The 26612-nt window shown below is 74.6% G+C and carries 20 protein-coding genes; 5 read left to right on the forward strand and 15 right to left on the reverse strand.

All coding sequences use genetic code 11. The features are described 5' to 3' along the window. The first annotated feature begins 99 nt into the window (after nucleotides 1-99). Entirely contained in the window at nucleotides 100-1407 is a 1308-nt protein-coding gene (gene efeB / locus BMW99_RS05220; protein WP_075016361.1) for an iron uptake transporter deferrochelatase/peroxidase subunit, read from the forward strand. A gap of 75 nt (nucleotides 1408-1482) precedes the next feature. On the opposite strand, the gene BMW99_RS05225 is transcribed toward efeB, so the two are convergent. Then, the gene (locus BMW99_RS05225) at nucleotides 1483-2013 is read right to left on the reverse strand and encodes a DUF1003 domain-containing protein (protein ID WP_218108376.1); all 531 of its coding nucleotides are present in this window, start codon (nucleotides 2011-2013) and stop codon (nucleotides 1483-1485) included. Between the two features lie 235 nt (nucleotides 2014-2248). Here BMW99_RS05225 and htpX point away from each other — a divergent pair, with 235 nt between their 5' ends. After that, nucleotides 2249-3151: a zinc metalloprotease HtpX gene (htpX, locus tag BMW99_RS05230; protein ID WP_069462078.1), complete on the forward strand. Its 903-nt coding sequence runs from the start codon at nucleotides 2249-2251 to the stop codon at nucleotides 3149-3151. A 31-nt stretch (nucleotides 3152-3182) separates the two neighbouring features. Here htpX and BMW99_RS05235 read toward each other — a convergent pair whose 3' ends face one another. From BMW99_RS05235 to BMW99_RS05245, 3 genes are all read right to left on the reverse strand, one after another. Continuing rightward, nucleotides 3183-4322 (reverse strand): peptidoglycan recognition protein family protein, encoded by a 1140-nt coding sequence (locus BMW99_RS05235; protein WP_069462079.1) that lies wholly within the window; start codon nucleotides 4320-4322, stop codon nucleotides 3183-3185. A gap of 391 nt (nucleotides 4323-4713) precedes the next feature. Next, entirely contained in the window at nucleotides 4714-6033 is a 1320-nt protein-coding gene (locus tag BMW99_RS05240; RefSeq protein WP_069462080.1) for a class I SAM-dependent RNA methyltransferase, read from the reverse strand. A gap of 230 nt (nucleotides 6034-6263) precedes the next feature. Then, entirely contained in the window at nucleotides 6264-8339 is a 2076-nt protein-coding gene (locus tag BMW99_RS05245; protein WP_069462081.1) for an APC family permease, read from the reverse strand. A 195-nt stretch (nucleotides 8340-8534) separates the two neighbouring features. Between BMW99_RS05245 and BMW99_RS05250 the strand changes: the two genes are divergently transcribed. Both BMW99_RS05250 and BMW99_RS05255 read left to right on the forward strand, forming a co-directional pair. Further along, complete coding sequence (locus BMW99_RS05250; protein WP_069462082.1) at nucleotides 8535-9203, forward strand: potassium channel family protein; 669 nt, start codon at nucleotides 8535-8537, stop codon at nucleotides 9201-9203. Continuing rightward, nucleotides 9200-9922 (forward strand): potassium channel family protein, encoded by a 723-nt coding sequence (locus BMW99_RS05255; protein ID WP_069462083.1) that lies wholly within the window; start codon nucleotides 9200-9202, stop codon nucleotides 9920-9922. Before BMW99_RS05250 ends, BMW99_RS05255 begins: the two co-directional genes overlap by 4 nt. A gap of 110 nt (nucleotides 9923-10032) precedes the next feature. Here BMW99_RS05255 and BMW99_RS05260 read toward each other — a convergent pair whose 3' ends face one another. From BMW99_RS05260 to BMW99_RS05315, 11 genes are all read right to left on the reverse strand, one after another. Beyond that, the gene (locus BMW99_RS05260; protein ID WP_075016362.1) at nucleotides 10033-10758 is read right to left on the reverse strand and encodes a DUF3159 domain-containing protein; all 726 of its coding nucleotides are present in this window, start codon (nucleotides 10756-10758) and stop codon (nucleotides 10033-10035) included. Nucleotides 10759-10914: 156 nt separating this feature from the next. Then, nucleotides 10915-11313, reverse strand: coding sequence for an OB-fold nucleic acid binding domain-containing protein (locus BMW99_RS05265; RefSeq protein WP_075016314.1), 399 nt, complete (start codon nucleotides 11311-11313; stop codon nucleotides 10915-10917). Between the two features lie 149 nt (nucleotides 11314-11462). Further along, nucleotides 11463-12146 carry a response regulator gene (locus tag BMW99_RS05270; protein WP_075016315.1) on the reverse strand — a complete coding sequence of 228 codons (684 nt, stop codon included), beginning with the start codon at nucleotides 12144-12146 and terminating at the stop codon, nucleotides 11463-11465. A gap of 47 nt (nucleotides 12147-12193) precedes the next feature. Continuing rightward, the gene (locus BMW99_RS05275) at nucleotides 12194-14755 is read right to left on the reverse strand and encodes a sensor histidine kinase (protein ID WP_075016316.1); all 2562 of its coding nucleotides are present in this window, start codon (nucleotides 14753-14755) and stop codon (nucleotides 12194-12196) included. Nucleotides 14756-14960: 205 nt separating this feature from the next. Continuing rightward, a complete protein-coding gene (locus BMW99_RS05280) occupies nucleotides 14961-15695 on the reverse strand; it encodes an ABC transporter ATP-binding protein (RefSeq protein WP_069461795.1) in 735 nt (244 codons plus the stop codon). Beyond that, on the reverse strand, nucleotides 15692-16756 hold the full coding sequence (locus tag BMW99_RS05285) for an ABC transporter ATP-binding protein (RefSeq protein WP_079138157.1): 1065 nt from the start codon (nucleotides 16754-16756) through the stop codon (nucleotides 15692-15694). Before BMW99_RS05285 ends, BMW99_RS05280 begins: the two co-directional genes overlap by 4 nt. Next, nucleotides 16753-19512: an FtsX-like permease family protein gene (locus BMW99_RS41185; RefSeq protein WP_177226054.1), complete on the reverse strand. Its 2760-nt coding sequence runs from the start codon at nucleotides 19510-19512 to the stop codon at nucleotides 16753-16755. The genes BMW99_RS05285 and BMW99_RS41185 overlap by 4 nt, the downstream gene beginning before the upstream one ends. Nucleotides 19513-19939: 427 nt before the next feature. Further along, the gene (locus tag BMW99_RS05300) at nucleotides 19940-23308 is read right to left on the reverse strand and encodes an ABC transporter permease (protein WP_079175937.1); all 3369 of its coding nucleotides are present in this window, start codon (nucleotides 23306-23308) and stop codon (nucleotides 19940-19942) included. A 187-nt stretch (nucleotides 23309-23495) separates the two neighbouring features. Then, a complete protein-coding gene (locus tag BMW99_RS05305; RefSeq protein WP_069466549.1) occupies nucleotides 23496-24266 on the reverse strand; it encodes a DUF3710 domain-containing protein in 771 nt (256 codons plus the stop codon). 2 nt (nucleotides 24267-24268) lie between these two features. Continuing rightward, on the reverse strand, nucleotides 24269-24808 hold the full coding sequence (gene dut / locus BMW99_RS05310) for a dUTP diphosphatase (RefSeq protein ID WP_075016317.1): 540 nt from the start codon (nucleotides 24806-24808) through the stop codon (nucleotides 24269-24271). 165 nt (nucleotides 24809-24973) lie between these two features. Beyond that, a complete protein-coding gene (locus BMW99_RS05315; RefSeq protein WP_075016318.1) occupies nucleotides 24974-25579 on the reverse strand; it encodes a PaaI family thioesterase in 606 nt (201 codons plus the stop codon). A 144-nt stretch (nucleotides 25580-25723) separates the two neighbouring features. On the opposite strand from BMW99_RS05315, the gene BMW99_RS05320 reads away from it, so the two are divergent. Then, the gene (locus BMW99_RS05320) at nucleotides 25724-26608 is read left to right on the forward strand and encodes an SDR family oxidoreductase (RefSeq protein WP_069465876.1); all 885 of its coding nucleotides are present in this window, start codon (nucleotides 25724-25726) and stop codon (nucleotides 26606-26608) included. Nucleotides 26609-26612: the final 4 nt, after the last annotated feature.

The following is a 26612-nucleotide window of genomic DNA, read 5'->3' on the forward strand; positions in this document are numbered from 1 at the left end:
CCCGGCCCGACCGGCCGGATGAGCCCGGCCGGCCGCACCCCCCGACCCGAACGCACCGACCGCACCGACCGCCAGCAGAGCTCCGAAGGGATCCCGCCGATGTCCGCCGAATCCTCCCGTCCCGAGGGCTTCGAGGGCCTGCAGGGCACCTGCCCGATGGGCCACGGGCGCCGGTCGTTCGTGAAGACCGCGCTCGGCGCCGGCGCCGGCGCGGCCGCCCTGGCCGGTGGCGGCTTCGCGCTGACCTCCGCGACCGGCGGCGGCACCGCGCAGGCCGCGGACTCCGCGCAGCCGGGCCGGGCGCCCGCCGTGTCGTTCCACGGCGCCCACCAGGCGGGCATCACCACCGCGGCGCCGTCCGCGGCGACCTTCGTGTCGTTCAACGTGATCGCCGACACCAAGGCCGAACTCGCCGACCTGCTGCGGACGATCACCGAGCGGGCCCGGTTCCTGACCGCGGGCGGCGTCCCGGCCGACCTCGGCGTCGGCGCTCCGCCGTCCGACAACGGCATCCTCGGCCCGACGGTCCCGGCCGACGCGCTCACCATCACCGTGGGCGTCGGCGCCTCGCTGTTCGACGACCGCTACGGACTGGCCGCCGCCAAGCCCCGCAAGCTCGCGCCGATGCGGGTGTTCCCCAACGACAACCTGCAGGACGCGGAGTGCCACGGCGACCTGTCGCTGCAGATCTGCGGCGGCAGCACCGACACCGTGCTGCACGCGCTGCGCGACATCGCCCGGCACACGCGCGGCGCGATGCAGATCAAGTGGCGCATCGACGGCTTCCAGAACGCGCCGCGCCCCACCGGCGCCCAGCGCAACCTGCTCGGCTTCAAGGACGGCATCGTCAACCCCGACGTCGCCTCCTCGCGCGAGATGGACCGCCTGGTGTGGGTCGACGACAAGCTCGGCGAGCCCGCGTGGGCGACCGGCGGCAGCTACCAGGTCATCCGCATCATCCGCATGCTCGTGGAGTTCTGGGACCGCGTCTCGCTCACCGAGCAGGAGAAGATGTTCGGCCGCCGCAAGGACACCGGGGCCCCGCTGGACGGCGCCAAGGAGACCGACGCGCCGAACTACGCCAAGGACCCGGACGGCAACGCGATCCCGCTGGACGCGCACATCCGGATGGCCAACCCGCGCACCGCCAAGACCGACGACTCGCGCATCCTGCGCCGCGGCTTCAACTACGACCGCGGCGTCGACCAGGTCGGCAACCTCGACATGGGCCTGGTCTTCTGCTGCTACCAGCAGGACGTGGTGCGGCAGTTCGAGGCGACCCAGACCCGCCTGATCGACGAGCCCCTCGTCGACTACATCTCCCCCGTCGGCGGCGGCTACTTCTTCGCCCTGCCCGGCGTCCGCGACCAGCACGACTGGCTCGGCCGCGGCCTGCTGGGCGCCTGAACCCCCGTCAGGTCCGGCGCGCCCACACCGGCCGCGCCGGACCTGCCTCCTCGCGCCGCCGTCTCGCTCAGGCGATCACGCTCCCGGGCCGTCGCCCGCGGGGGTCCGGGGGGCGAAGGGGCCGTCCTGGGTGTGAGGGGCGTTGAGGCGCGTACGGCTGTCCGTGAGGGCCTGCTGGACGTGCTCCTCGATGAGCTCGGGGTCGAGGCCGAGGGCCCGGCCTATGTGCACCGACCACACCTCCGCTCGGACATTGGTCTCGAAGTCCAGGTCGGCACGGACGTTCTCCCGCGCGGCCTGCCGGTTCTGGCTGACCATGACGAAGGTGGACAGGAAGATGGCCTCCAGGCTCACGACCATGGTGAGCAGCCCGAACGGGTACCTGTCGAAGACGGCCCGCGGGCCGAGCAGCCCCTCGTTCACCGCGATCCAGCCGGCGAACCACACGGCGTGCAGGTAGACGAAGAGCATGGTGCCGGAGAACGACGTGATGGCGTCCGCCACCCGGTCCTGCGTGGTCAGCATGCGCGCGAAGACCACCCGCTCGTGCGGGAGGCGCACGGGCGGGTGGTGGGCGGGGGGACGGTCGCCCGGAGAGGTAGTCATACCGCACATGGTGCCCCTGGTGATCGCCGCGCCGGACAGGGACCGGGGCCTCCCGCACCGGTGACCGCGCCCGGAAGGCCGCGCCGCGGGTTCGGCGGGCCGGAGGAGCAGACTGGAAGTGCGGAGGACGCGGTTCGGCGGAGGGAGTGCGCCATGGGTCTCGTCGATGCGGTGCCGGCGGGTGCTGGGTGCCGTCAGCGCCGGTGGACCGGAACGCCGGGGGCGGTGAGCTGACATGCGCTCCCGCTTCGCGCCCGACCGGCAGCTGACGGTCCGCATGGTGACCGTGATCTTCCTGCTCGGTCTGGTGTACGTGGCGTTCGTCGCCGCGCTGGTCGCCCTGCTGAAGTCGGTGGCATTGGTCGTGGTCATCGTCGCGGCCGCGCTGGTCGCCCAGTACTGGTTCTCGGACCGCATCGCCCTGTTCGCGATGCACGCGCACGAGGTCACCGCGGAGGAGCAGCCGGCCCTGCACGGGACCGTCGACCGGTTGTGCGCCCTGTCCGACATGCCCAAGCCCAGGGTGGCGGTCTCCGAGCTGGACCTGCCCAACGCGTTCGCCACCGGACGCAACGCCGACCACGCGGTACTGTGCGTGACCACCGGTCTGCTGCGCCGGCTCGAACCCGGGGAGCTGGAGGGCGTGCTCGCGCACGAGCTGTCCCACGTCGCGCACAAGGACGTCGCGGTCATCACGATCGCGTCGTTCCTCGGCGTGCTCGCGGGACTGCTGGTGCGGTTCGCCTTCTACTCCGAGCTGTTCGGCGGCCGCCGCAACGACCAGAACACGGCCGCGCTGCTCGCCGTGATCCTGGCCGTCTCCGCGCTGGTGTACATCCTCAGCTTCCTGCTGCTCCGGGCGCTGTCCCGCTACCGCGAGCTGGCCGCCGACCGCTCCGCCGCGCTCCTCACGGGCCGGCCCTCCGAGCTGGCCTCGGCGCTGGTGAAGGTCAGCGGCAGCATCGCCCGTATCCCGACCGAGGACCTGCGCACCGCGCAGTCCTTCAACGCGTTCTTCTTCACCCCCGCACTGAACGACGAATCGACCCTGGCCACGCTCTTCTCCACGCACCCCAGCCTTCAGCGGCGCCTGGACGCGCTCGGCAAGCTCTCCACGGAGCTCGGCCTGCCGTCCTGACGCCGCTCGGACGAGCGCGCCGGACCGCCGCTCAGACGAGCGCGCCGAATTCCTCCGCCACGATGCCGCCGACCGTCGCGCACCAGCTCGCCGTGTCCAGCGAGCCGGTCTGCGGCAGCCCGTGCAGCTGCTGCATGTCCGCCACGGCGGTGAGGGTCGCCTGGTCGTACGTGCCGTTGGCGGTCACGCCGTAGCCCTTGTGCGCGAGCATCGTCTGGGCCGCGAGCACGGTAGGGCCCGAGGCGCCCGGACCGGCGGGTGCGGCCAGCGCCTCCCAGGTCGGCTGGGTCACGGTGCCGTTCGAGGACACGGTCAGGCCGTGCGCCTTCTGGAAGCCGGAGATCGCCTTCAGCGTGCTGCTGCTCATCGCGCCGTCGGTCTTCACCTGGTAGCCCTGCGCCTTGAGCAGGTACTGGACGGTGACGACGATCGCCCCGGCGCTGGAGGAGTACGGGTCCGGCCAGGTGCGCGCCGGGATGGCGGCGGGGTCCTGGGCCAACGCCTGCGCGGTTCGCAGCCGCAGCTGCGGGAACAGCGGGTAGAAGGCCGTGCCGGGGCAGTCGGTGTCGTTGAAGTCCCAGTGCCCGAAGATCTGGTGGGCGCCGAGCCCGTACTGCGTGCAGACGTCCGTGAGGAGGTGCACCAGCGAGTCCAGCAGCGCCTGGGGAGGCGTCTCGGTGAAGTAGGTGCCCTCGTTCTCGATCCCGATGGCCCGGGTGTTCTCGCCGACGGCGTGCGCGCTGACCGGCTGGAAGGCGCCGCCGGTCAGCCCTTCGAGGCTGCGGTGCCGGCCCTCCAGGACGTAGCCGCCGCGGCTGACGGTGAAGTGCTGTCCGGTGTCGATCCAGCCGTTGGTGTCCATGTGCAGGTTCTGGATCTCCTGCGCCAGCGCGACCGCCCGGTCCCGGGAGTAGTCGGTGGTGTTGGGCCACTCCGTCTGGTGGACGACGATCCGGCTGGTCGTGCCGGACGACACCGAGATCGGCGAGGACGGCGGGCGGGCGCTCCAGCCCGCGCAGTCGATGACGTACGAGGTGTCGACGCCGCTCAGCGGCGTCACCGCGCCCGCCCGGCGGGCGGCGAGGAGCTGCGCGCCGCCGATCCCGAGCCCGACGGCGGCCGCGGCCCTGAGGACACTGCGACGGCCTAAGTACACGGGACCGTTGGACATCGGCCCCTCCTTCCGATGCCGGGGCGCCAGGTGGCCGCCAGACATCGTGCCCACCCGCGCGCATCCATGAACTTGTCGGTGTCCAATCATGTCGGCCGGACGCGCGGGGGGAAAGGGGTGGCGCGTGCGCGGTCGGCGCCCAGCGCCCGGCCGGAGCCCTGCTGAACCGACGGTCGGCCGACGAGGCGCAGAGAAGCGGCGTTCGCGGTCTGGGTGGTGAGCACCAGCTGCTCGCCGGGCAGCGCTCCGGCGAACAGCCGTGCGTACGGACAACGTTCAGGCCCCCCGGGCGGCCCGCTGCCGGACGCGGCGGGACGCCGGGAACGGGCCCCGTCCGCCCGCACCGCGCATCATGCGCGCCCGCGGGCTCGCGGGCTCGCGGCTCAGCGCCCTACTTGGCCGGGGCGAGGATCGCCACGCACTCCACGTGGTGGGTCATCGGGAAGAGGTCGAAGGCGCGGAGGGTGACGGGGCGGTAGCCCTCCTCGGCGAACCACGCGAGGTCGCGGGCGAGGGCGGCCGGGTCGCAGGCGACGTAGGCGATGCGGCGGGGGGCGAGGCCGGCGAGGTGGCGGACGGTGGGGTGGCCGGCGCCGGCGCGCGGCGGGTCGAGGACGACGAGGTCGACCTCGGAGATGCCGGTGCGCGGCAGCACCTGCTCGACCTTGCCCTGCTCGATGCGGACGCGGTCGAGGTCCTGGAGGTTGTGGCGGGCGTCCTCGACGGCGCGGCGGGAGGACTCGACGCCGAGCACCGCGCCGCGTTCGCCGACCCGCTCGGCCAGCGCCCCGGCGAACAGGCCGACGCCGCAGTACAGGTCGAGGGCCATGTCGCCCTTGCGCGGCATCAGGCCCTGCATGACGGCCTCGACGAGCAGGTCCGCGGCCTTCGGGTGGACCTGCCAGAAGCCGCCGTCGCCGACGCGCCAGGTGCGGCCCGCGGCGCGCTCGCGGACGAACGGGCGGCCGTGCACGCGGTGCACGGCCTTGTCGCGCTCCCCGATCCGCTGGACGGACACCGGGCGGTCGAGCGCGACGATGGGCAGCCGGCCGCCGGGCCGCGGGGTGAGGATCACCTGGCGGTCGTGGGAGCCGGTCGCGGCGATGGCCTCCACCGTGGCCATGTCCGGCCAGGTCCGCGTCTCCACGCCGAGTTCGCTGACCTCGGGCGCGGCGATCATGCAGTGGTCGATCACCTCGACGTCGTGGGAGCGGTGCCGGCGCAGGCCCGCGCGTCCCTCCGCGTCGATCGCGTACTGCACGCGGGTCCGCCACGCGGGCACCTCGCCCTTGGCGACCTTGTCGCCGGGCGCGGGCGCGACGGTGCCGTCCCAGCCGGCCTCGTCCGGGGTGAGCCCGGCCAGCCGGGCGAGCTGCTCGGCGACCACCGCGGCCTTCAGCCGCCGCTGGGCGCCGGGCGCGGCGTGCTGCCAGTCGCAGCCGCCGCAGCGGCCGGGCCCGGCGTAGGGGCAGGGCGCCTCGACACGGTCCTTGGACGCGGTCAGCACCCGCACGGCGTCGGCGCGCAGGAAGCGCGCGCCCTCCTCGCCCTCGGTGACCCGCGCGACGACCCGCTCGCCCGGCAGCGCGTGGCGGACGAAGAGCACCTGGCCGCCGTCGGTCCGCGCGACGCAGTGGCCGCCGTGGGCGACCGGCCCCACCTCGACCTCGTACTCGCGGCCGACGAGGGAGGGGACGGGTTCGGTCTGCATGGCGGAGCTGCTCCTGGGCTGGAACGGGAAAGCGGGAACGGGAACGGGCGTCGAGGGCGGCGAGGAGGACGGTGCTGGCCGGAGCGGCGAGCGGCGCGATCGCACGGCCCGCGGCGACAGCCGACCAGTCTACGTCCCCGCGCGGGGCACCGCGCCGACCGCGGACCGCGGACCGGCCGGACGGACCGTGGCGAGCCCCTCGGCCGGCCGCGACCCCGGCCGAGCGGGCCTCAGCCCTTCCCGCCTCCCGGCGGCACCGGCGCGCTCGGCTCGCGCTCGGCCGGCCGCGGCGCCGCGACGGGCCCGCGGCGGATGGAGCCGGGCGCGTTCCAGTCGGCACGGCGCCGGGCGCGCAGCTTGGCCGCCTCGGAGGACTCCAGCTGCCACGGCACGGACGTCACCATGACGCCCGGGGTGAAGAGCAGCCGGCCCTTGAGCCGCAGCGCGCTCTGGTTGTGCAGCAGGTGCTCGTACCAGTGCCCGACGACGTACTCGGGGATGTAGATGCTCACCACGTCGCGCGGGCTGTTGCGGCGCAGGCCCTTGACGTAGTCGATGATCGGCCGGGTGATCTCGCGGTAGGGCGAGTCGAGGACCTTCAGCGGGACGTCGATGCCGCGGCTGTGCCACTCCCCCTGCAGCGCCTTGGTCTCCTGCGGGTCGACGTTGACGCTCAGCGCCTCCAGCGAGTCCGAGCGCATCAGCTTGGCGTAGGACAGCGCCCGCAGCGTGGGCTTGTGCAGCTTGGAGACCAGCACGATCGAGTGGACGCGCGACGGGAGCACGTAGTCCTCGCCCGGGGCGTCGCCGGCGGCGATCTCCTCCGAGACCCGCGTGTAGTGACGGCGGATGGCGGTCATCGTGGCGTAGAAGACGACCATGCCGACGACCGCGACCCACGCGCCGTGGGTGAACTTGGTGAGGAGCACGATCACCAGCACCAGGCCGGTCAGGAAACCGCCGAAGGTGTTGATCGCCCGGGAGCGGATCATGTGGCGGCGCTTGGCGGGGTCGGTCTCGGTGCGCAGGTGACGGTTCCAGTGGCGGACCATACCGGTCTGGCTGAGAGTGAAGGAGACGAAGACGCCGACGATGTAGAGCTGGATCAGTCGCGTGGAGTCGGCGCCGTAGATGACCACGAGGACCGCCGCGAATCCGGCGAGCAGCACGATGCCGTTGGAGAAGGCCAGCCGGTCGCCGCGGGTGTGGAGCTGGCGCGGCAGGTAGCGGTCCTGGGCGAGGATCGAGCCGAGGACCGGGAAGCCGTTGTACGCGGTGTTGGCCGCCAGGAAGAGCACCAGTGCGGTGGCGGTGGCCAGGAAGATGAAGGGGACCGAGTTGTGGCCGAAGACCGCCTCGGCGACCTGGGCGATCACCGGGTTCTGGGTGAAGCCGGGGCCGACCGGCCTGCCGTGGTCGAGCAGGTCGGAGGCGGGGTTCTCGGCCATCCGGACCTTGGTGTTCACCGCGAGGGCGATGATACCGAGGAGCATGGTGACCGCCAGCAGGCCGATCAGCGCGAGCGTGGTCGCGGCGTTCTTCGACTTGGGCTTGCGGAAGGCCGGCACGCCGTTGCTGATGGCCTCGACGCCGGTGAGCGCGGCGCACCCGGAGGAGAAGGCCCGTAGCAGCAGGAAGACGAGAGCGAAGCCGCCGATGCCGGAGGACTCCGCATGGATGGTGAGATGCGCGGTGGGCGCCTGCATGTCGTGCCCGGTGGCGATCCGGAGGATGCCCCAGGCGATCATGCAGAAGACGCCGAAGACGAAGGCGTAGGTCGGGATCGCGAATATGGTGCCCGACTCGCGCACCCCCCGCAGGTTCATGACCATGAGCAGGAAGATGACCGCGACCGCGCCCAGCACCTTGTGTGTGACGAAGAACGGCACGGCCGAGCCGAGGTTCTCGATGCCCGACGCGATCGACACCGCGACGGTGAGCACGTAGTCCACCATCAGCGCGCTGGCGACCGTGAGCCCCGCCCTCGGGCCGAGATTGGTGGTGGCGACCTCGTAGTCGCCGCCGCCGGAGGGGTAGGCGTGGACGTTCTGCCGGTAGGACGCGACGACGGTGAACATCACCACCGCCACCGCGACGACGATCCACGGGCTGTAGTGGTACGCCGCACCGCCCGCGATCGACAGGACGAGCAGCACCTCCCCAGGGGCGTAGGCCACCGAGGACAGCGAGTCGGACGCGAAAACGGGGAGCGCGAGCCGCTTCGGCAGCAGGGTCTCGCCCAGCTTGTCGCTGCGCAGCGCCCGGCCGATCAGGATCCGTTTCGGCAGGTCGGTCAGTTTGGACACCCCGCGATGTTAAGGGATCGTCAAGACGGGCGCGTCCCCCCTGGGCACTACAGGTGTGTGGCGAACTTGTGAGCTGCCGATGACGCAACCTTGGGGCGGGGACCGGGCGTGTGTAGCTTTGGGCGCGGTCTGAGACGCTTGGGCGGCACAGTCGGATCAGCAGTTTCGGAATGGATCGCCACCGGAAGGACGGTCGTGCACGTCGTGATTATGGGATGCGGGCGAGTGGGCTCCACTCTCGCGTACTCCCTTGAGCAGCAAGGCCACACGGTCGCCGTGATCGACCAGGACCCGACGGCCTTCCGCCGCCTGGGACCGGGGTTCGGCGGGCGGCGTGTGACCGGAGTCGGGTTCGACCAGGACACGCTGCGCGAGGCGGGCATCGAGGAGGCGGGTGCCTTCGCGGCGGTGAGCAGCGGCGACAACTCCAACATCATCGCGGCCCGGGTGGCACGTGAGATGTTCGGCATCGAGAACGTGGCGGCGCGGATCTACGACCCCCGGCGGGCCGAGGTCTACCAGCGCCTGGGCATCCCGACGGTGGCCACCGTGCGGTGGACCGCCGACCAGATGCTGCGGCGGCTGCTGCCGTCCGGCGCCGAGCCGCTGTGGCGTGACCCCAGCGGCGGCGTGCAGCTCGCCGAGGTGCACACCTCGCCGGCCTGGGTCGGCCACAAGGTCAGCAGGCTGCAGGAGGAGACCGGGGTGCGTGTGGCTTTTCTCACCCGGCTCGGTGAGGCGATGCTGCCGACCTCGCAGACGGTGCTGCAGGAAGGCGACCTGGTGCACGCGATGATGCGCACCGACGGCGTCGCCGAGGTCGAGGCGGCCTTCGCCAAGGGGCCCGAGGGAGCAGAGTCATGAGGGTCGCCATCGCCGGGGCCGGCGCGGTCGGCCGCTCGATCGCGGGCGAGCTGCTGGAGAACGGGCACGAGGTGCTGCTCGTCGACAAGAACCCCACGTCGATCTCGGTGGAGCGGGTGCCGCAGGCCGAGTGGCTGCTCGCCGACGCCTGCGAGATCACCTCGCTGGACGAGGCGGCGCTGCAGCGCTGCAACGTGGTGATCGCCGCGACCGGTGACGACAAGGTCAACCTGGTGGTGTCGCTGCTCGCCAAGACCGAGTACGGCGTCCCGCGGGTGGTCGCCCGGGTGAACAACCCGAAGAACGAGTGGCTCTTCAACGAGTCGTGGGGCGTGGACGTCGCGGTGTCGACGCCGCGCCTGATGTCCGCGCTGGTCGAGGAGGCGGTGAGCGTCGGCGACCTGGTCCGGCTGCTGCGCTTCAGCCAGGGCGACGCGAACCTCGTGGAGCTGACGCTGCCGGAGGAGGCGGTGCTGGTCGGCACCCGCGTCGGCGACGTCGAGTGGCCTCAGGACACCTCGCTGGTGACCATCATCCGCGGCAACCGGGTGCTCACCCCGTCGAAGGACGACGCGCTGGAGGCCGGCGACGAGCTGCTGTTCGTGGCCGCGCCGCACCGCGAGGAGCAGCTGGAGGACCTGCTGTCGGTGCGGGAGGAGGAGGCCGACTCCAAGGGCGCCAAGGACAAGGACGCGAAGGACGGCAGGGACGCCAAGTAGGACCGTCCGCGCCTCCGGGCGGCCGCGAGGCCGTCCCGGGGCGCGGACGCGTGTGGGGCCCGGACCGGTACGGTCCGGGCCCCACACGCGTGAGCCGGTGGCTCAGGAGGTCACAGGGAGGTGCCGCGGGCGGAGTTCTCCTGCTCGGCCCGCTCCCGCTGCGTCTTCTCGGCGTTCTCGGCGTTCCCGGCGTTCCCGGACTTCTCCGCCTTCTCGGCGGCCTCCATCTCGGCGATGACGTCGATCGGCGGCGGCGCCTTCACCAGGAAGATCCAGGTGAGGTAGACGGACAGCAGGAACGGCGGGATGCCCAGCGCGACCTTGACCCAGCCGAGCTGGGTGGCGTTGCCCCACCAGTACAGCGGGAAGAGGATCGCCGACTTGCCGAGCAGGATCAGGCCCCACGCCCAGCTGGCCTTGGTGTAGGCGCGCAGGCGGCCGGGGTTGCGCTTCCGCCAGGAGAGGTTCTCCTTGAAGATCGGCCCGAGGATGAGGCCGAGCAGCGGCCAGCGCACCATCGCCGAGACGATGTAGGCGACCGACAGGCCGAGCGTGTAGAGCATGCCCGGCAGGTAGAAGTTCTTGGCGTTCCCGGACATCATCGCGAAGACCGCGCCGAACGCGACCCCGAAGATGCCGCTGAACGCGTGCTTGAGGGTGTCCTTCTGGGCCAGCCGCGCCACGCCCATGATCACCGACAGCGCGAGCGCGGCGATCCCCGAGGACGTGATGTCCCGGTTGATGGTGTAGACGGCGACGAACACGAGGCCGGGCACGGTGGTCTCCACCATGCCGCGGATCCCGCCGAACGCCTCGAAGAGCGCGGCCTCGGTCACGGCGCGTGCGTCGGCGGATACCGCCGTGGCGCCGCTGGCGCGGCCCGTGTCACCGGGGGTGCCGCTGCCGTCACCGGTGGTGCCGGGTGCGGACGGCCCGCGCGTGCCTGCCGTCGGCTCGGCGGCCGCCTCGCCGTTGTCGATCGACGTCACCTGTTACTCCTGTCCGACCGGACGCAGTTCGTACTTGGGGTTGAACAGCACCGGACGGCCGCGGTTCATGGCGATCCGGCCGGACGCGATGATCATGCGCCCGGGTTCTATGCCGGCGATGCTGCGGCGGCCCAGCCACACCACGTCGAGCGCGGCGGACCCGTCGAAGAGCTCGGCTTCCAGTGCGGGCACGCCGGCCCGGGGGCGCAGCGTGACCGTACGCAGCGTACCGGTTACGGAAACGATCTGGCGGTCGGTGCAGTCCTGGATCGGGGTGCACCCCGTGGCCAGCGCGTCCTTCTGCAGCTCCTCGGAGTGCAGCTCCTCCGGGGTGGAGGACAGCCGGTCGAGCATGCGGCGGAACCGGCCTGCCGGCCGGTCGGATCGCGTGGGACCACTCATGCCGCCAAGGGTACCGGCCGGACGCGGCAGTTCCAGAGGCCGCAACCCACCGCGAGGTGGCCGCGACCGGCCGTGAACACCGGTCGCGCGGTGCCGGCCGCCGGACCCCGCGGCGCCGGGCCGGACGCGGTGGTGGCGGCCGCCGGATCCTACGGCTCGAAGCGGTATCCCATGCCGGGCTCGGTGATGAAGTGGCGCGGGCGCGCCGGGTCGGCCTCCAGCTTGCGCCGCAGCTGGGCCATGTAGACCCGCAGGTAGTTGCTCTCGGTGCCGTAGGCCGGGCCCCACACCTCCTGCAGCAGCTGCTTCTGCCCGACGAGCCGGCCGGGGTTGCGCACCAGCACCTCCAGCAGGTGCCACTCGGTGGGCGTGAGGCGGACGTCGGCGCCGGCCCGGTGGACCTTCTTCGCGGCCAGGTCGACGGTGAACGTCTCCGTCTCCACGATCGCCGCGCCCTCCTCGGCGCCGGCCGGCGTGGAGCGGCGGACCGCGGCGCGCACCCGGGCCAGCAGCTCGTCCATGCCGAACGGCTTGGTGACGTAGTCGTCAGCGCCGGCGTCCAGCGCCTCGACCTTCTCGCCCGACGCCTGGCGGGCGGACAGCACGATGATCGGCACCCGCGTCCAGCCGCGCAGGCCGCGGATGACGTCCACGCCGTCCATGTCGGGCAGGCCCAGGTCGAGCACCACCACGTCCGGCTGGCGGGCGGCCACCGCGCGCAGCGCCCCGGCACCGTCATGGGCGGCGTCGACCTCGAAGGAGCGGGCCCGCAGGTTGATCGCCAGCGCCCGGACGAGCTGCGGCTCGTCGTCGACCACGAGGACCCGGTGCATGCGTGTTCTCTCTTCTGTCGTGTGCGGTGGGGGCGGCGTGACCGGGCTCATCCGGGCCGCCCGACGGCCGGCGCGCCGCTCACCCGGCCGGAGCGGTCGCCGGCGGGGGACGCGCCCGGGGCGGCGGGCAGGGTCAGCACCATGGTCAGGCCCCCGCCGGGGGTGTCCTCGGCCTGCAGCGTGCCGCCGACGGCCTCCAGGAAGCCCCGGGCGACCGCCAGTCCGAGGCCCACGCCGGTGCCGCGCGGCGCGTCGCCGTAGCGCTGGAAGGGCTCGAAGATGTGCTCCTTGGCCGCGTCGGGCACGCCGGGCCCGCGGTCGACCACCCGGACCTCGACGCGGTCGCCGAGCGCGCTCGCGGCCACCAGGACCTTCTGGTCGGGCGGGCTGTACTTGACGGCGTTCTCCACGATGTTGGCCGCGGCCCGCTCCAGCAGGCCGGGGTCGACGGCGACCATCGGCAGCGTCTCGGGGATGTCGAGGGTGACGCTGTTCTCGGGGACGCCGCCGAGCGCCATGGGCACCACCTCGTCGACGTCGACGACGCGGATCAGCGGGGTCACGGTGCCGGTCTGCAGGCGGGACATGTCGAGGAGGTTGCCGACCAGGTGGTCCAGCCGGTCGGCGCCGTCCTCGATGCCGGCCAGGAGCTCGGCCTCGTCCTGCGGCGACCAGGCGACGTCCTCGGAGCGCAGGCTGGACACCGCCGCCTTGATGCCGGCCAGCGGGGTGCGCAGGTCGTGGGAGACGGCGGCGAGCAGCGCGGTGCGGATCCGGTTGCCCTCGGCGAGCTCGCGGGCCCGCGCCGCCTCGCCGGCCAGCCGCTCGCGGTCCAGCACCACGGCGGCCTGCGCGGCGAACGCGGACAGCACGCGGCGGTCGGCGGCGGGCAGTACCCGCCCGGTCAGCGCCAGCGTCAGCCGGTCGCTGACGGCGACCTCCACGTCGGCGTCCTCGGGCCGCGCGCACGGGTCGGTGCCGACACTGGCCGCACGGGTCCAGGGGCTGCGCCCGCCGGAACGTTCCAGCAGGACCGCCGACTCCATCTGGAAGGTCTCCCTGACCCGCTCCAGCAGCGCCTCCAGCGTGTTCTCGCCGCGCAGCACGCTGCCGGCCAGGTGGGAGAGGATCTCGGCCTCCGCGCGGAGCCGCGCGGCCTGCTGGGTGCGGCGGGCCGCCAGGTCGACGACCGACGAGACCGCCGCGCCCACCACCACGAAGATCAGGATCGCCACGATGTTCTCGGGCTGGGCGATGGTGAACGAGTGGGTGGGCGGGGTGAAGAAGAAGTTCAGCAGCAGCGAGCCGAGCAGCGCCGAGGCGAGGGCCGGCAGGAGGCCGCCGACCAGGGCCGCCGCGACCGTCATGGTCAGGAACAGCAGCATGTCGGTGGCCTGGCCGGGGCCCGGGTGGAACTGGTCCAGGAGCACCGTGAGCAGCGCGGGCCCGGCCACCCCGGTCAGCCAGCCGGCGACGGTCCGGGAGCGGCCCAGACTGGCGCCGCGGGCGGCGGGCAGCCCGCGGCCCTTGGCGGCCTGCTCGTGGGTGACGATGTGCACGTCGATGTCGTCGGACTCGCGGGCGACGGTCGCGCCGACGCCGGGCCCGAAGGCGTACTGCCAGGTCTTGCGCCGGCTGGAGCCGAGGACGATCTGGGTGGCGTTGACGCCGCGCGCGAAGTCCATCAGCGCGTTGGGGACGTCGTCGCCGACGACGCTGTGGAAGCTGCCGCCGAGGTCCTCCACCAGCGTCCGCTGGACCGCCAGCTCCTTGGCCGAGCCGGAGACCAGCCCGTCGCTGCGCACGATGTGCACGGCGAGGATCTCGCTGCCGGAGGCCTTGGCCGCCATGCGGGCGGCGCGCCGGATCAGGGTGCGGCCCTCGGGGCCGCCGGTGAGGCCGACGACGATCCGCTCGCGGGCCTGCCAGGCGGCGGATATGCGGTGGTCGGCGCGGTACTGCTGCAGGTACTCGTCGACGCGGTCGGCGGTCCACAGCAGCGCCAGCTCGCGCAGCGCGGTGAGGTTGCCGGGGCGGAACCAGTTGGACAGCGCCGCGTCGATCCGGTCCGGCGGGTAGACGTTGCCGTGGGCCATGCGGCGGCGCAGCGCCTGGGGCGACATGTCGACCAGCTCGATCTGGTCGGCGCGGCGCACCACCTCGTCCGGGACGGTCTCCTGCTGCCGGACGCCGGTGATCGACTCGACGACGTCGCCGAGGGACTCCAGGTGCTGGATGTTGACGGTGGACACCACGTCGATGCCGGCCCGCAGCAGCTCCTCGACGTCCTGCCAGCGCTTGGGGTTGCGGGAGCCGGGGGCGTTGGTGTGGGCGAGCTCGTCGACCAGCACCGACTGCGGGGCGCGGCGCAGGATCGCGTCGACGTCCATCTCCTCCAGGACCTGCCCGCGGTGCTCGGACCGCTTGCGGGGCATCTCCTCCAGGCCGGCCATCAGGGCCTCGGTCCGGGGCCGGGTGTGGTGCTCGACGTAGCCGACGACCACGTCGGAGCCGCGCTCGTGACGGCGCTGTGCCTCGGCGAGCATGGCGTAGGTCTTGCCCACCCCGGGCGCCGCCCCGAGGAAGATGCGCAGCGTGCCGCGTGTCATGGCTCAATCGTCCTACCGCGCCGGGGCGCTCGCGAGGCCCGGTGCGCGGGACGGAGGAGGGCGGGCGGCCTGGTCGTGGACACGTTGATGGATCCTAAGCGGCCGGACGACCCGGCGGCCGGATGGGCGGGCCCGGAGGCGTTAAGGACGCGTATGGGTTGCCGGCCGCCCCGCGGCGGCCGGCAGCCCGCGGGTCACCGCCGGGTCACGCGCCGCTGACGATGCGGCCGTCGCGCAGCTCCAGCACGCGGTCGGCCAGCGCCAGCAGCTGCGCGTCGTGGGTGGCCACCAGCGCGGTCACGCCTTCGCTGCGCACGACCGCGCGCAGCAGCTCCATGACGGCCAGGCCGGTGTCGGCGTCGAGCTGCCCGGTGGGCTCGTCGGCGATGATCAGCACCGGGCGGTTGGCGAGCGCGCGGGCGATGGCGACGCGCTGCTGCTGCCCGCCGGACAGCTCGCCGGGGCGCTGGGCCGCGTGGTCGGACAGGCCGACCAGCGCGAGCAGCAGTTCCACACGCTCCTCGCGCTCGCGCGGCGCCACCTTGCGCAGCCGCATCGGCACGCCGACGTTCTCCGCGGCGGTGAGGATGGGGATGAGCCCGAAGGACTGGAACACGAAGCCGATCCGGTCGCGGCGCAGCGCCAGCAGCTCGTCGTCGCCGAGCCCGGCCAGGTCGGTGCCGTCCAGGCTGATCCGGCCGCCGTCGGGGGTGTCGAGGCCGCCGACGAGGTTGAGGATGGTGGTCTTCCCGGAGCCGGAGCGGCCCTTGAGGGCGACCAGTTCGCCGCGCGGCACCGAGAAGGACACGCCGCGCAGGGCGTGGACCGCGGTCTCGCCGCTGCCGTAGGTGCGCTTCAGGTCCTCCACGACGACCATGTCGCCGGTGTGCGGTCCGTCGGCGACGGCGGTGCCCGCGTGCCCGCTGGACTGCTCGCTCATGCGTCTTCCTCCCCCTGCCGGTCCGCGTCCGCGCCGTGCTCGCCGCGGTCGGGCCAGACCCCGATGTGGTCGCGCTCCGTGGTGAGCCGCACCCGGCGGCGCAGTCCGTAGCGCTCGGTGTACTCGCGGGGCAACTGCAGCCGCCCCACCCTGTCGAGCACCGCGTACTCCTCCCCGGCGCCCTGCGAAGGTCGCAGCACCTCCGTGGCGGTGCGGCCGTCGCGTATCCGTACGGTACGCCTCACCTGGCCCGAAACCAGCGGGTCGTGGGTAACGATCAGGACGGTCACGCCGAGTTCCTCGTTGGCCCGGCGCAGCGCGGCGAACACCTCCTCGCCGCTGCCGGTGTCGAGTTCGCCGGTGGGCTCGTCCGCGAACAGCACCCGCGGGTTGTTCGCGGCGGCCACCGCGATGGCCACGCGCTGCTGCTGACCACCGGACAGTTCCCCGGGCCTGCGGCGGCCGCAGTCGGCGACGCCCAGCAGGTCGAGGAGTTCCGCCGCACGTCCGCTGCGGCGGGCCCGCGGCACCCGGGCGTAGCCCATGGGCAGGGCGACGTTCTCCAGCGCGGTCAGGTACGGGAGCAGGTTGCGGGAGGTCTGCTGCCACACGAACCCGACGGTGCTGCGGCGGTACTCCAGGCGCTCGCGGCGCTTCATGGCCAGCAGGTCGTGGTGCGCGACGCGGGCGCGGCCCGCGGTGGGCAGGTCGAGGCCGGACAGGATGCCCAGCAGTGTGGACTTGCCGGAGCCGGAGGCCCCGACGACCGCCAGCACCTCGCCCTCGTCGACGCTCAGGTCGAGGCCCTGGAGCGCCTGCACCTCGACGCCCTCGGTGCGGAAGACGCGCACGAGGTTGTCGCAGACGATCAGGCCGTCGTCCGGTTCGGGGGCGGCACGGGCCAGGGCGCGGGCCTGGAGGGCCGCCAGATCGGCGGGGCGACGGGCGGCGGCCGCGCCGGTGGCCGGGCTGGCCGGGGTGGTGGCCGCGTCCGCCGGACCCGTGGATCCCGTGTCGGGCGCCGGCTCGCCCGCGGCGCCGGATCGGTGGTGCGTGCTCATGCCGGGTCTCCCAGTCTCAGGACGGCGCCGAGGCCGCGGCGGCGGCCGAGCCACGTCTCGGCGGCGACGGTCGCCACGACCAGCGCGGCAAGTCCCGCGCCGAGCGCGGCGGTCAGCAGGTAGTCGGTGTGCAGCGGAGGCGCCTGCGGCCCGCCGGTGAACCGCCGCAGGGTCAGCGCGGGCCCGAGGACCGTGGGCGTCGCCAGCCCGACCGCCACGCCGCCGGCGACCGCGGCCAGCGCCATCGGCAGCAGTTCCAGTGCCTCCAGGGCGGCCAGGGATCGCGTCGGCAGGCCGAGGGTGCGCAACCGCGAGGCCGTGCGGCCCCGTTCGCGCGCGGTCGTCAGCAGCTCCAGCACGAGCGCGAGCAGTGCCAGCAGGACGGAGAGGGCGGTGCCGGCCGCGTACACGCGCCGCACCCCGCTCAGCAGGCCGTCGTGCCCGGCCGCCGCCAACTCCTCGTCGCGCAGCACCAGTTCGCCGGTGGGCCCGGTCACCCGGGCGGCCGCGACGTGCAGGGCCGCGGCGTCCAGGCGCGGCCCGTACAGCAGCACCTGCGAGTAGTCGGTGTCGTGCCGGGTGAGCACGGCGGCGGCCGCCGCGTCGAGCATCAGCATCGGCAGCGGCGCGGCGGCCGTCGGGTCGCCGCCGGGCCCGGCGGTGCGGGCCGCGTCGGTGGCGGTCAGCGGGCCGAGGGCGGGGTCCTCGCGGACGGCGTCACCGAGGACGCCGACGATGCGGAAGGAGACGTGCGAGTTGTGCAGCGCCGAGGCGTAGACGTCGCCCACCGCGGCCGTGCCGAACTCCGCGGACGCCAGGGCGGGAAGGACGATCCGGCCATCGGCACCGGTACTCGCGCGGGCCGGCCCGGCCGCCAGCAGGGCCCGGGCGAGGACGGAGCCGGGGGCGGCGGCGTGCAGACCGGCGGCGTCCACCCCGGCGATCCGCACCCGGCCCCAACTGGTGCCGTCCCGGCCGCTGACGAGGCGGGACGTCGTGCCGCGCAGCACCACGGCCCGCCGCACGCCGGGAACGTGCAGCAGGTCGGCTTCGGCGGTGCCGTCGCGGCCCGCGCCGACGACGGTGGCGTCCGCGCCGGCGGTCCACACGGCGGCCGCGCGGCGGCCGTCGGCGACGGTGCGGGAGACCAGGCCCCCGAACACGGCGGTCGACAGCGTCGTCACCAGCACCAGCAGCGCCAGCGCGTGCCGGGGGGCCTCGCCCGCCGCCCGGGACAGCCCGATCGTGCCGACCGCGCCACGCCCGCGCCGCGCCGCCCGGGCCAGCAGCCGCAGCGGCAGCGGGTAGGCGCGGACCAGCAGCACGACGGCGGCCAGGCCCAGCACGGCCGGGACGGCGGCCAGTTGGAGGTCGATGCCGGACGCGGAGCCGGCCGAGCCGCGCGACCTCAGCGCCAGGACCCCCGCGACGGCGAGCGCCAGCACGCCCGCTTCGATGGTGAGGCGGCGGGTGCCGCGCGGCGGGTGCTCCCGGCGGCCGCGGTCCCGCAGCGCCACCCACGTCAGCGCAGGCAGCACCAGCCAGGCGACGGCGGCCAGGGCGACGGCCGGGAGCGCCGATCCCGGGGAGGTGCCGGGCGGCGCGAGCAGGCCCGCCGCGACGAGGCCCGCGAGCAGGCCGAGGAGCGCGGCGGGCGCGGTCTGCAGCAGCCGCAGCAGGGCCAGGTCGGCGGCCGAGGCGCCGCGGGCCCGCTGCAGCGCCTGGGCCGCGGCCCTGCGGTGCAGCGCCAGCCGCGCGGTGACCACGACGGTGGCCAGGCCGACCGCGAGCAGCCCGGCGAGCGCGAACGACTCCAGGGTGCGGGCCTGTTCCCGCTCGGCGCCGAAGTCCTGGACCAGCAGCGGGATGTCGTCGGCGGTGTCGAGCGTCTCGGTGCCGTGGCCGGCGACCGAGCACGCGACGATGGTGTAACCGCCCTCGTCGGGCGGGCAGTAGCGGTCGCCGGAGGAGACGGCGTAGGCCTCGGCGGCGCGACTGAGCGCGACCAGCCCGCCCGGCGTGGCCATCCGGGTGGCGGCGGCGCCGTCCGGACGCAGCACGCTTTGCCAGGTGACGGTCAGGTCGCCGGCGCCGCGCAGTTGCAGCGCGTCGAGCGCCGACGCGTCGACCACCGCCTGCGCGCGCCAGCCGCCGGCGCCGCCCGACGGGCGTTCCAGCAGCGGCTCCTGGCGCCACAGCGGCGCCTCGGCGTCCGGCGGGAGCGCGAAGAAGCCGGAGACGCGGGCCGGGGTGCGGTAGTGGTCGGAGACCGGCTCGAGGTCGAGGATCTGGCCGAGCGCGAGGTGCAGGGCGTCGCGGGTGCGCACCGACACCGCGACGTCGATCGGGCCGTCCCTGCCGGCCCGCCCGGGCGGGCCTCCTTGGACGTAGGCGGCGCGGGCGGGGGCGTCGTCGGCGTACAGGAGGGCGAGCTGACCGGGACCCGCGGCGGTCGACGTGCCCGCCGGCGCCACCTCGACCCGGGTCGACTGGTGCCGCAGCGCGCCACTCAGCGGCGCCTTTGCCGTCCGCAGGAACTGCCGCCCGGCCGCGGCGAGTTCGGGCGCGAGGGTGCTCCGCGCGGGGTCGGCCTGGGCGCGCTCGTCCAGCCGGTGCAGCACCGCGCTCTGCCGCACCAGCGTGCGGGCCGCCTGCGCGTCCGCGGCCCGCGCCGCGAGCGCGTCACCGGCCATCCGGTCCAGCACCGGCGGCCCCGCCACGATCACCGCGGTCAGCACCGCGACGACAGCGAACAAGCAGGCCAGCAGCGGCACTTCCCCCCGCGCCTCACCTCCCGCCCCGACCCCGCGCGGCACCACCCCGCCCAGCCCCCGACGCACCCCCGTCATCCCCGCCCCACCCCCGTTGTCCGCGGCCGCACGAACCCGCAGCCCTTCACCAGGCCCTCACCCCGCGCCCGGTACCCCGCAACGCGCCCGGCGCCACGCCGCAGACCCAGTCGCGGCGGCACCGTTGGCGCGCCGCCCGTTGCCGCGCCGACCGCGAACGGCGCGGTCAGCGAGGGAACTTCGTCCCACGGCGCAACCCCGACACCCGACCCAAGCTCCCCGCGACGCACGCGGAAGCGGCCCAGACCCGGCCGCGGCCGCGAACCGGACACGGTGGCGGCCGTCGTCAGGCCGCGTTGGGGCGGGGCGGGAGACGCCGGAGCTGCGCGCGGCGTCATTCGTCGCCGGCTCTCAGCGTGTGGACGAGGTCGACGCGGGCGAGGGTGCGGGAGAGGACGGTGACCGTGGCGACGATGAGTGCGGCGGTGAGGAGGGCGACGAGGGTGACGGCGAGGTAGGGGACGTCGGGGAGGAGGCGCGGGTAGACCGGCCGGCCGGTGTCGTCGACCGTCACGAGCGGCATGATGACCGCGGCGAGCGCCGTGCCGATGAGGGTGCCGAGGAGCACCGCGAGCAGGGCGATCCACAGCTGTTCGGTCCACAGCAGCGCGGCGAGCTGGCGGCGCCGCACCCCGATCGCGCGCAGCAGCGCGAACTCGCGCCGCCGCATCCGCGCCGACATCGCGGTGTGCAGGGTGAAGCCGACGACCGCGAAGGCCGGCGCCAGGACCAGGCTCAGCAGCAGCACCGAGCGGGTGCCGGTGCGCAGCGGGTCGTGGGTGAGCGCGGTGCGCGCGTCGGCGGCGGTGCTGACCGCGCCCAGGGCGGGATCGGCGCGCAGCGCGGCGGCGGCCGCGCCGCCGTGCGCGGACAGCCACCAGAAGGCGTCGGGCGGCTGGGCGAGGCCCTGCGCGGCCAGGTGCGCGGCCAGGGCCCGGGAGTCGACGAGCAGCCGGCCGCGCGCGCGGTCGAAGCCGGGCACCGCGCCGATCCGCCCGATGATCCGCACCGTGACCCTGGCCTCGTCGGTGCGCGTCAGCGTGACCGTGTCGCCGACCCTGAACTGGCCGCCGGCGGCGAGCGTTCCGTCGACGAGCGCCGGCACCGGCGGCACCTCGCCGGAGTGCCTGGGCGCCAGGTCGATCTGCCACACCGGCATCCTGACGCGGGTGTCGGGGCCGCGCAGCACGCCCTGGAAGAGCTCGCCCGGATGGGTGGTGCTGGTGCACAGCACCGGCGGGTCGACGCCCGTGAACAGCGGGTCGATGCCGGGGCAGGCGGCCTCGGCCGGCGCGTTGATGTCGTTGGTGAGGTCGCGCCAGGCCCCGCCCTCGGGAGCGATGCCGGGGGCGGCGACCACCAGGTGATAGGTGCGCCGGGCGTGCGCGCCGATCATGTTCAGCGACAGGCCGGTGATCCGCAGCGGGTACTGCCGGGCGGCGCCCGCCCCTCCCCCGCCGGTCAGCGGCACCCGGACCGGGTAGGGGCTGCCGTCGGTGACGGGCAGCGGCACCGACACCGCGCTGGTCAGCCCGTCGGCGTCCTCGACGGTGAGCGACAGCCGGACGGGGACTTCCTGACCGGGCGCGACACCGTCGGCGGACAGCCTTACGGTGAGCGGGAGTTCGGCGGGGCGGCCGGGGACCGCGAAGCCGTGGTCGGGTATGCGGGCGCCGAGTTCGGCGAGCAGCGCGGCGGCCGGGCGGTCGGTGAGGTCGGAGCGGATCGCGGGAACCGGGCCGCCGCCGTCCCCGCGCTGGGTGGCCGCGACGGCCGCGGTGTTGACGCCTTCGAGGTCCACGGGCGTGTCGCCCGCGGTGAGTTGGACGTCGGTGACGGGCGTGACGGCCCGGACCCCCGGCAGCGCCGCGTACCGCGCGTGCCGCTGCTCGACCGGCGGGGCCTGCCCGCCGTCGGGCTGCGGCACGACCTTGACGTCGGCGCCGGTGGCGAACGCGGCCTGGTCGGCGGTGCCGCGGTCGAGGATGCCGAGGGCGGTGGTGCTCAGCGCGGCGACCGCCAGGGCCAGCGTCATCAGCAGGGCGGGCCCGGCATGGCGGGCGGCGCGGCGGCCGACCTGCCAGCCGCCCAGCGGCAGCACCAGTCCGCTGCCCCGGCGCGCGGCCCGGTCGATGAGCGGCGCGGCCAGCGGCAGCAGCCGCAGCGAGAGCAGCGTGGCCGCGGTCGTCATGAGCACGGGCGCGAGGACGAGCACCGGGTCGACCGAGACGCCGCTGACGCCGCCGGAGGCCACCGGCGTGCGGTACTGCCGCAGTTGGAGCCAGCCGAGGACGGCCACGGCGGCGAGCGCGAGGTCGGTGCCGGCCCGCTGGAACGCGGCGGCGCGGGCGCCGCGCATCCGCAGCCGCAGGCCGGCGCGGTGGTCGGCGGCCTGCACGGCGGTGGGCACGAGCACGGCCGCGCCGTGCACGGCGAGCGCGAGCAGGGCCGCGAGACAGCCCGCGGTGGTGGCCGCGGTGCCGGGCAGCGGGCCGTCGAGCAGGCCCACCCGGCGCAGGCCGGCGAGCAGGGGGCCGACCAGGAACGGCGCGGCGGCCGCGGCGGGCACCGCGACCAGCGCCCACTGGACGGCGGTGCCGGCGACCAGCCGCGCGGTGCCCGCGCCCCTGGCGCCCATCAGCGCGACCTCGGTGGCGCGGGACTGGGCGAGTTGCCGCGCGGTGAGCACGAGCGCGGCGGTGGCCAGCGCGGCGAGCAGCGTTCCGGGGATGTCGATGCCGGCCCGCGCGACAGCCATCGGCGCGGTCAGGTCGTCGATCTCGGAGGGCAGTTCGGAGTCGGCGTGCACGCCGTCCAGCGGCGGGGCGCCGCCGTGGAAGACCGAGATGCCGGTGTCGCTGTTGGCGAAGTCGGCGGTCCGGTCGCGCAGCGGCGCGACCTGCCCGAGACGGAGGCGCGCGGTGTCGGGCGCCGCGATCCACTCGGCGAGCGCGTCGGCGGTCAGCCCCGGCTGCGCGGTGAAGGCGTCCTCGGACATCAGGGCGATGCTGTCGACGGTGTCGAAGGTGCTGGCCATGGCGGCGAGCACCCCGGGGTCGCCGGGCGCGGGCGTCCACAGGCCGCTGACCCGCAGTTGGAGGCGCTTGTCTCGGGTGAGGTTGATGGCGAACGCGTCGCCCGTTCGCAGGCCGGTGCGTGCCGCGACGGTGCGGTTGAGCGCGACCTCGAGGGGGGCGACGGACGCTCCGGGGGCTCCGGGCACGGCGGACGCGGCGGCGCGCGGCCAGTGGCCGCTGAGCAGCCGGGCGTGCCGGGCCTCGTCGGGAAGCGCGACGAGCGTCACGGAGGCGCCGCGCTGCGCCCCGTCGGGCCGCAGCACCGCGAACTGCGAGGACAGCGAGGAGGGCGTGCGCAACGCGCCGTAGGTGGTGTGCGGGACGCCCCCGAAGACGCGGCCGAGCGCGGACCGGATCGCGGTGTCCGCGGCCGCGATCCCGTCCGCCCGGTAGTGGGCCATGACCTGGACGGTGGTGCGCGGGTTGCCGGCCAGCCGCTGCTGGATGCCGCCCTCGACGGACCGGTCGGCGAGCGAGGCGATGGCGGCGAGCACCGTCGCGGACAGCAGCACGGCCAGTGCGGCCGCGGCCAGCACCGTGCCGTGCCGGGCGCCGCCGCGGACGGTCTTGGGTGCAGCGGGTGCGCGACGGGCAACAGCGCGCGGCCGTGTGCCCGTTGCCACCATGTGCTCGCCAACCCCCGTGTGTGCACGGATGAAACGACTCACCCGGCCGCCGAACGTATCGGCGACCGGGTGGCCTGTGCAACAGTTTCATCCGAACTGACGCGGATGTGCGTGCGTCTGCGGGCGGCTTGCGTACGGCGTCGCACACGGGGCCCGTCCGCCGGTGCGCCCGGAGCGGGCGCCGGTGTCAGTGCAGCTCGGTGATCTCCGGGCCGCGGCGCATCGGGTCGATGCCGTCGCCGAACTTGTTGCCCTCGCCCTCGGCGGGAGCACCGCCGTCCGGCACCATCTGCGCATCGTTCGGCAGCTTCAGCACGATCGGGTCGCGGGGTGCCATCGGGGCCTCGCCGCGCACCACGACGGTGTCGCGGAACACCGCCTCCAGCACGCCGGCGGCCTGCGGCTGCACGGCGCCCTGGCCCGAGATGACACCGCGCAGGAACCAGCGCGGCCCGTCGCAGCCGACGAAGCGCACCAGCTGCACCCCGTTGGTGCCGTCGGGCAGCTGGACCGGCACCTGGGCGCGCAGTTCCCACCCGAGCGGGCCCTCGACCTCGTCGACGATGCCACCCTGCTGGGTGATGCCGGAGGCGATCTCCTCCCGCACCTCGCCCCAGATGCCCTCGGACTTCGGAGCGGCGAACGCCTGCAGCTGCACGGCGCTGTCCCGCAGCACCACGGTCGCGGCGACGATGGACTCGCCCGCCACCTCGACCCGAAGCTCCATGCCGTCGACGCCGGGTACGAACAGTCCGCCCAGGTCCACCCGGCCCTCGCCGGGCTCCTTCACCTCGCCCTGGTCCCACGGCCCCTCGGGGCGCGGCGCGGGCGGAAGGTTGTACCGGGACTCCGCACCGGAGCCGTCCGGCTCCTGTGCGTCCTCGGTCGACTCGTCCGGGCCTTCGGCCTCGTCGAACTCGTCGATGGCGTCTTCGCGCTCCTTGCGACGACGGAACACGGTCACTGTCCTTCCCGGTCGGTGCCGACCGCTGCGTATCCGTTGCTGGACGTGCCCGCCGACGGCGTCTCCACCGCGGCGTGACCCCCCGTGGAGCCGAAGCCCCCCGCGGCCCTGGCAGAACCCGGCAGCTCCGCGACCTCGTGGAAGCGGACCCGCTCGACCTGCTGGACGACCAGTTGGGCGATCCGGTCGCCCCGCTCGAACCTGACGCTCTCACGCGGGTCGAGATTGACCACGATCACCTTGATCTCTCCACGGTACCCGGCATCCACCGTGCCCGGGGCATTCACCATGGCCACTCCGCAGCGCGCTGCCAGCCCGGAGCGCGCGTGCACGAACGCGGCGTACCCGTCGGGCAGGGCCAGCGCGATACCGGTGGGCAGCACGGTCCGCTCGCCCGGGGCGAGTTCCGCGGCCTCGGTCGTCACCAGATCCACGCCGGCGTCCCCCGGGTGCGCGTACGCGGGCACGGGCACCTCGGGATCGAGCCGCCGCAGCAGCACGTCCACCGCCGCGCGCGCGCCGCTCACCGTGCCCATCCGTTCGCTTCTCCGCCCGCTCGGCGACCCATCGCCCTCGACCCCGACGCCCGCCCGGCGGCCTCGCGCGCGCCGCTCACCGTGCCCATCCGTTCGCTTCTCCGCCCGCTCGGCGACCCATCGCCCTCGACCCCGACGCCCGCCCGGCGGCCTCGCGCGCGCCGCTCACGGGTTCACCTCGAACGCTCGCGCGACCTTCACCTGGTCCGGGTCGGACATCGCGGCGTGGACCTCTTCGGAGCGGCCGTGGGTCGTGAAGTGGTCGAGCTTGACCTCGACGAACAACGCGTCGGCGCGCACCGCGACGGGCCCGTCGGGGCCGCCGACGCGGCCCTCGGCCGTGCTGTAGATCTTGCGCCCGGCGACCGCGGTGCAGCGCGCCGTCAGGTGCAGGGTGGAGCCGACCGGTACCGGCTGCACGAAGTCGGACTCCAGCCGGCGGGTCACCGCGATGACCCGCAGCAGCCAGTTCAGCGAGCCGAGCGTCTCGTCGAGCGCGGTGGCCAGCACCCCGCCGTGCGCCAGGCCGGGCGCGCCCTGGTGGGCGGGCTGCACGGTGAACTCCGCGGTGACGCTGACGCCCTCGCCGGCCCGCGCGGCCAGGTGCAGGCCGTGCGGCTGGTCCTCACCGCAGGCGAAGCACTGGTCGTAGTGTGAGCCCAGCAGCTCTCCCGGCGCGGGCGCGTCGGGATGCCGCACGGGCGGTTTCGCGTCGGCCGGCGGGGTCAGGCTGGGCCGACCCCTGCCGGAGGGTGTCGTGGCTGCACTCACGCCGGAGACCCTACCCTCCTGCGGGATCCATTCCCTTCCCGCGTCCGTTGCTCTTCGGGGTCGCACCGTCCACGGACGGTTCCGCACTCAGTGGCGCGCGGGACCCGCACCCCCACTCGCCCCTTCCCGTACACCGGAGTCCGGATGAATCCCAGGAGCGTCGTCGTCACCGGAGCCGGCCGAGGCATCGGCCGGGCCATCACGCTGGAGCTGGCGCACGCCGGCTTCGACGTGATCGGCACGGTCCGCAGCGAGGACCGCGGTGAGGCGCTGCGCGCCGAGGTGGCCGGCACGGGGGCCGCCGTCCGCACGGTGCTGCTGGACGTCGCCGACCCCACGTCCTGCGTGCAGGCGTTCACCCGGATCGCCGGGATGACGGGCGGCGGCCCGTGGGCGGTGGTCAACAACGCCGGGTTCGCGCAGCCCGGCGCGGTGGAGGACGTCGACGACGAGCAGGTGCGGCAGCAGCTGGAGACCAACCTGGTGGCCCCGGCCAGGATCGCCCGGCTGGTGCTGCCGGCGATGCGGGACCGGCGGGCCGGCCGGATCGTCAACGTCTCCTCGATCGCCGGCCGCGTCTCCCTGCCGATGCTCGGCTGGTACTGCGCGAGCAAGCGCGGCCTCGAGTCGGTGACCGACGCGCTGCGCATGGAGACCGAGCCGTTCGGCGTGAAGGTCAGCCTCGTGGAGCCGGGCTCGTACGGCACCGGCATCTGGGAGGCGGGCGCGGACCTGCTGCCCGACGAGCACGCCTCGGCGTACGGGGACCAGTACGCGGCGGCCGGCGAGGTGCTGCGCGGGGTGCGCAACCTGCCGGGCCCGCGCCCGGTCGCGCAGGCAGTCCACAAGGCGCTGACCGCCCGGCGCCCGCAGCCCCGGTACCTGGTGGGCGGCGGCGCACGCTCGACGGCCGTCCTGGACGCGGTCGCGCCCACCGCGGCCTCGGACCGGGTCAAGCAGCTGGCGACGGGTCTGCGCACCGCGCCGCCGCGGGTCACCCGTGCACTGGCGCGCCTCCGGGGCAGGTGACACA

The organism is Actinacidiphila rubida (genome assembly GCF_900110255.1).
GTDB classification, from domain to species: Bacteria; Actinomycetota; Actinomycetes; order Streptomycetales; family Streptomycetaceae; genus Actinacidiphila; species Actinacidiphila rubida.

What these genes read in the sequence shown, in the direction of transcription:
- BMW99_RS05240 (WP_069462080.1), bottom strand. Translation starts at nt 6,033, where the DNA reads ATGCAGACCGAACCCGTCCCCTCCCTCGTCGGCCGCGAGTACGAGGTC.
- BMW99_RS05255 (WP_069462083.1), top strand. Translation starts at nt 9,200, where the DNA reads ATGAGGGTCGCCATCGCCGGGGCCGGCGCGGTCGGCCGCTCGATCGCG.
- BMW99_RS05270 (WP_075016315.1), bottom strand. Translation starts at nt 12,146, where the DNA reads ATGCACCGGGTCCTCGTGGTCGACGACGAGCCGCAGCTCGTCCGGGCG.
- BMW99_RS05235 (WP_069462079.1), bottom strand. Translation starts at nt 4,322, where the DNA reads ATGTCCAACGGTCCCGTGTACTTAGGCCGTCGCAGTGTCCTCAGGGCC.
- htpX (WP_069462078.1), top strand. Translation starts at nt 2,249, where the DNA reads ATGCGCTCCCGCTTCGCGCCCGACCGGCAGCTGACGGTCCGCATGGTG.
- BMW99_RS05225 (WP_218108376.1), bottom strand. Translation starts at nt 2,013, where the DNA reads ATGACTACCTCTCCGGGCGACCGTCCCCCCGCCCACCACCCGCCCGTG.
- efeB (WP_075016361.1), top strand. Translation starts at nt 100, where the DNA reads ATGTCCGCCGAATCCTCCCGTCCCGAGGGCTTCGAGGGCCTGCAGGGC.
- BMW99_RS05265 (WP_075016314.1), bottom strand. Translation starts at nt 11,313, where the DNA reads ATGAGTGGTCCCACGCGATCCGACCGGCCGGCAGGCCGGTTCCGCCGC.
- dut (WP_075016317.1), bottom strand. Translation starts at nt 24,808, where the DNA reads ATGGGCACGGTGAGCGGCGCGCGCGCGGCGGTGGACGTGCTGCTGCGG.
- BMW99_RS05320 (WP_069465876.1), top strand. Translation starts at nt 25,724, where the DNA reads ATGAATCCCAGGAGCGTCGTCGTCACCGGAGCCGGCCGAGGCATCGGC.
- BMW99_RS05285 (WP_079138157.1), bottom strand. Translation starts at nt 16,756, where the DNA reads ATGAGCACGCACCACCGATCCGGCGCCGCGGGCGAGCCGGCGCCCGAC.
- BMW99_RS05275 (WP_075016316.1), bottom strand. Translation starts at nt 14,755, where the DNA reads ATGACACGCGGCACGCTGCGCATCTTCCTCGGGGCGGCGCCCGGGGTG.
- BMW99_RS05280 (WP_069461795.1), bottom strand. Translation starts at nt 15,695, where the DNA reads ATGAGCGAGCAGTCCAGCGGGCACGCGGGCACCGCCGTCGCCGACGGA.
- BMW99_RS05300 (WP_079175937.1), bottom strand. Translation starts at nt 23,308, where the DNA reads ATGGTGGCAACGGGCACACGGCCGCGCGCTGTTGCCCGTCGCGCACCC.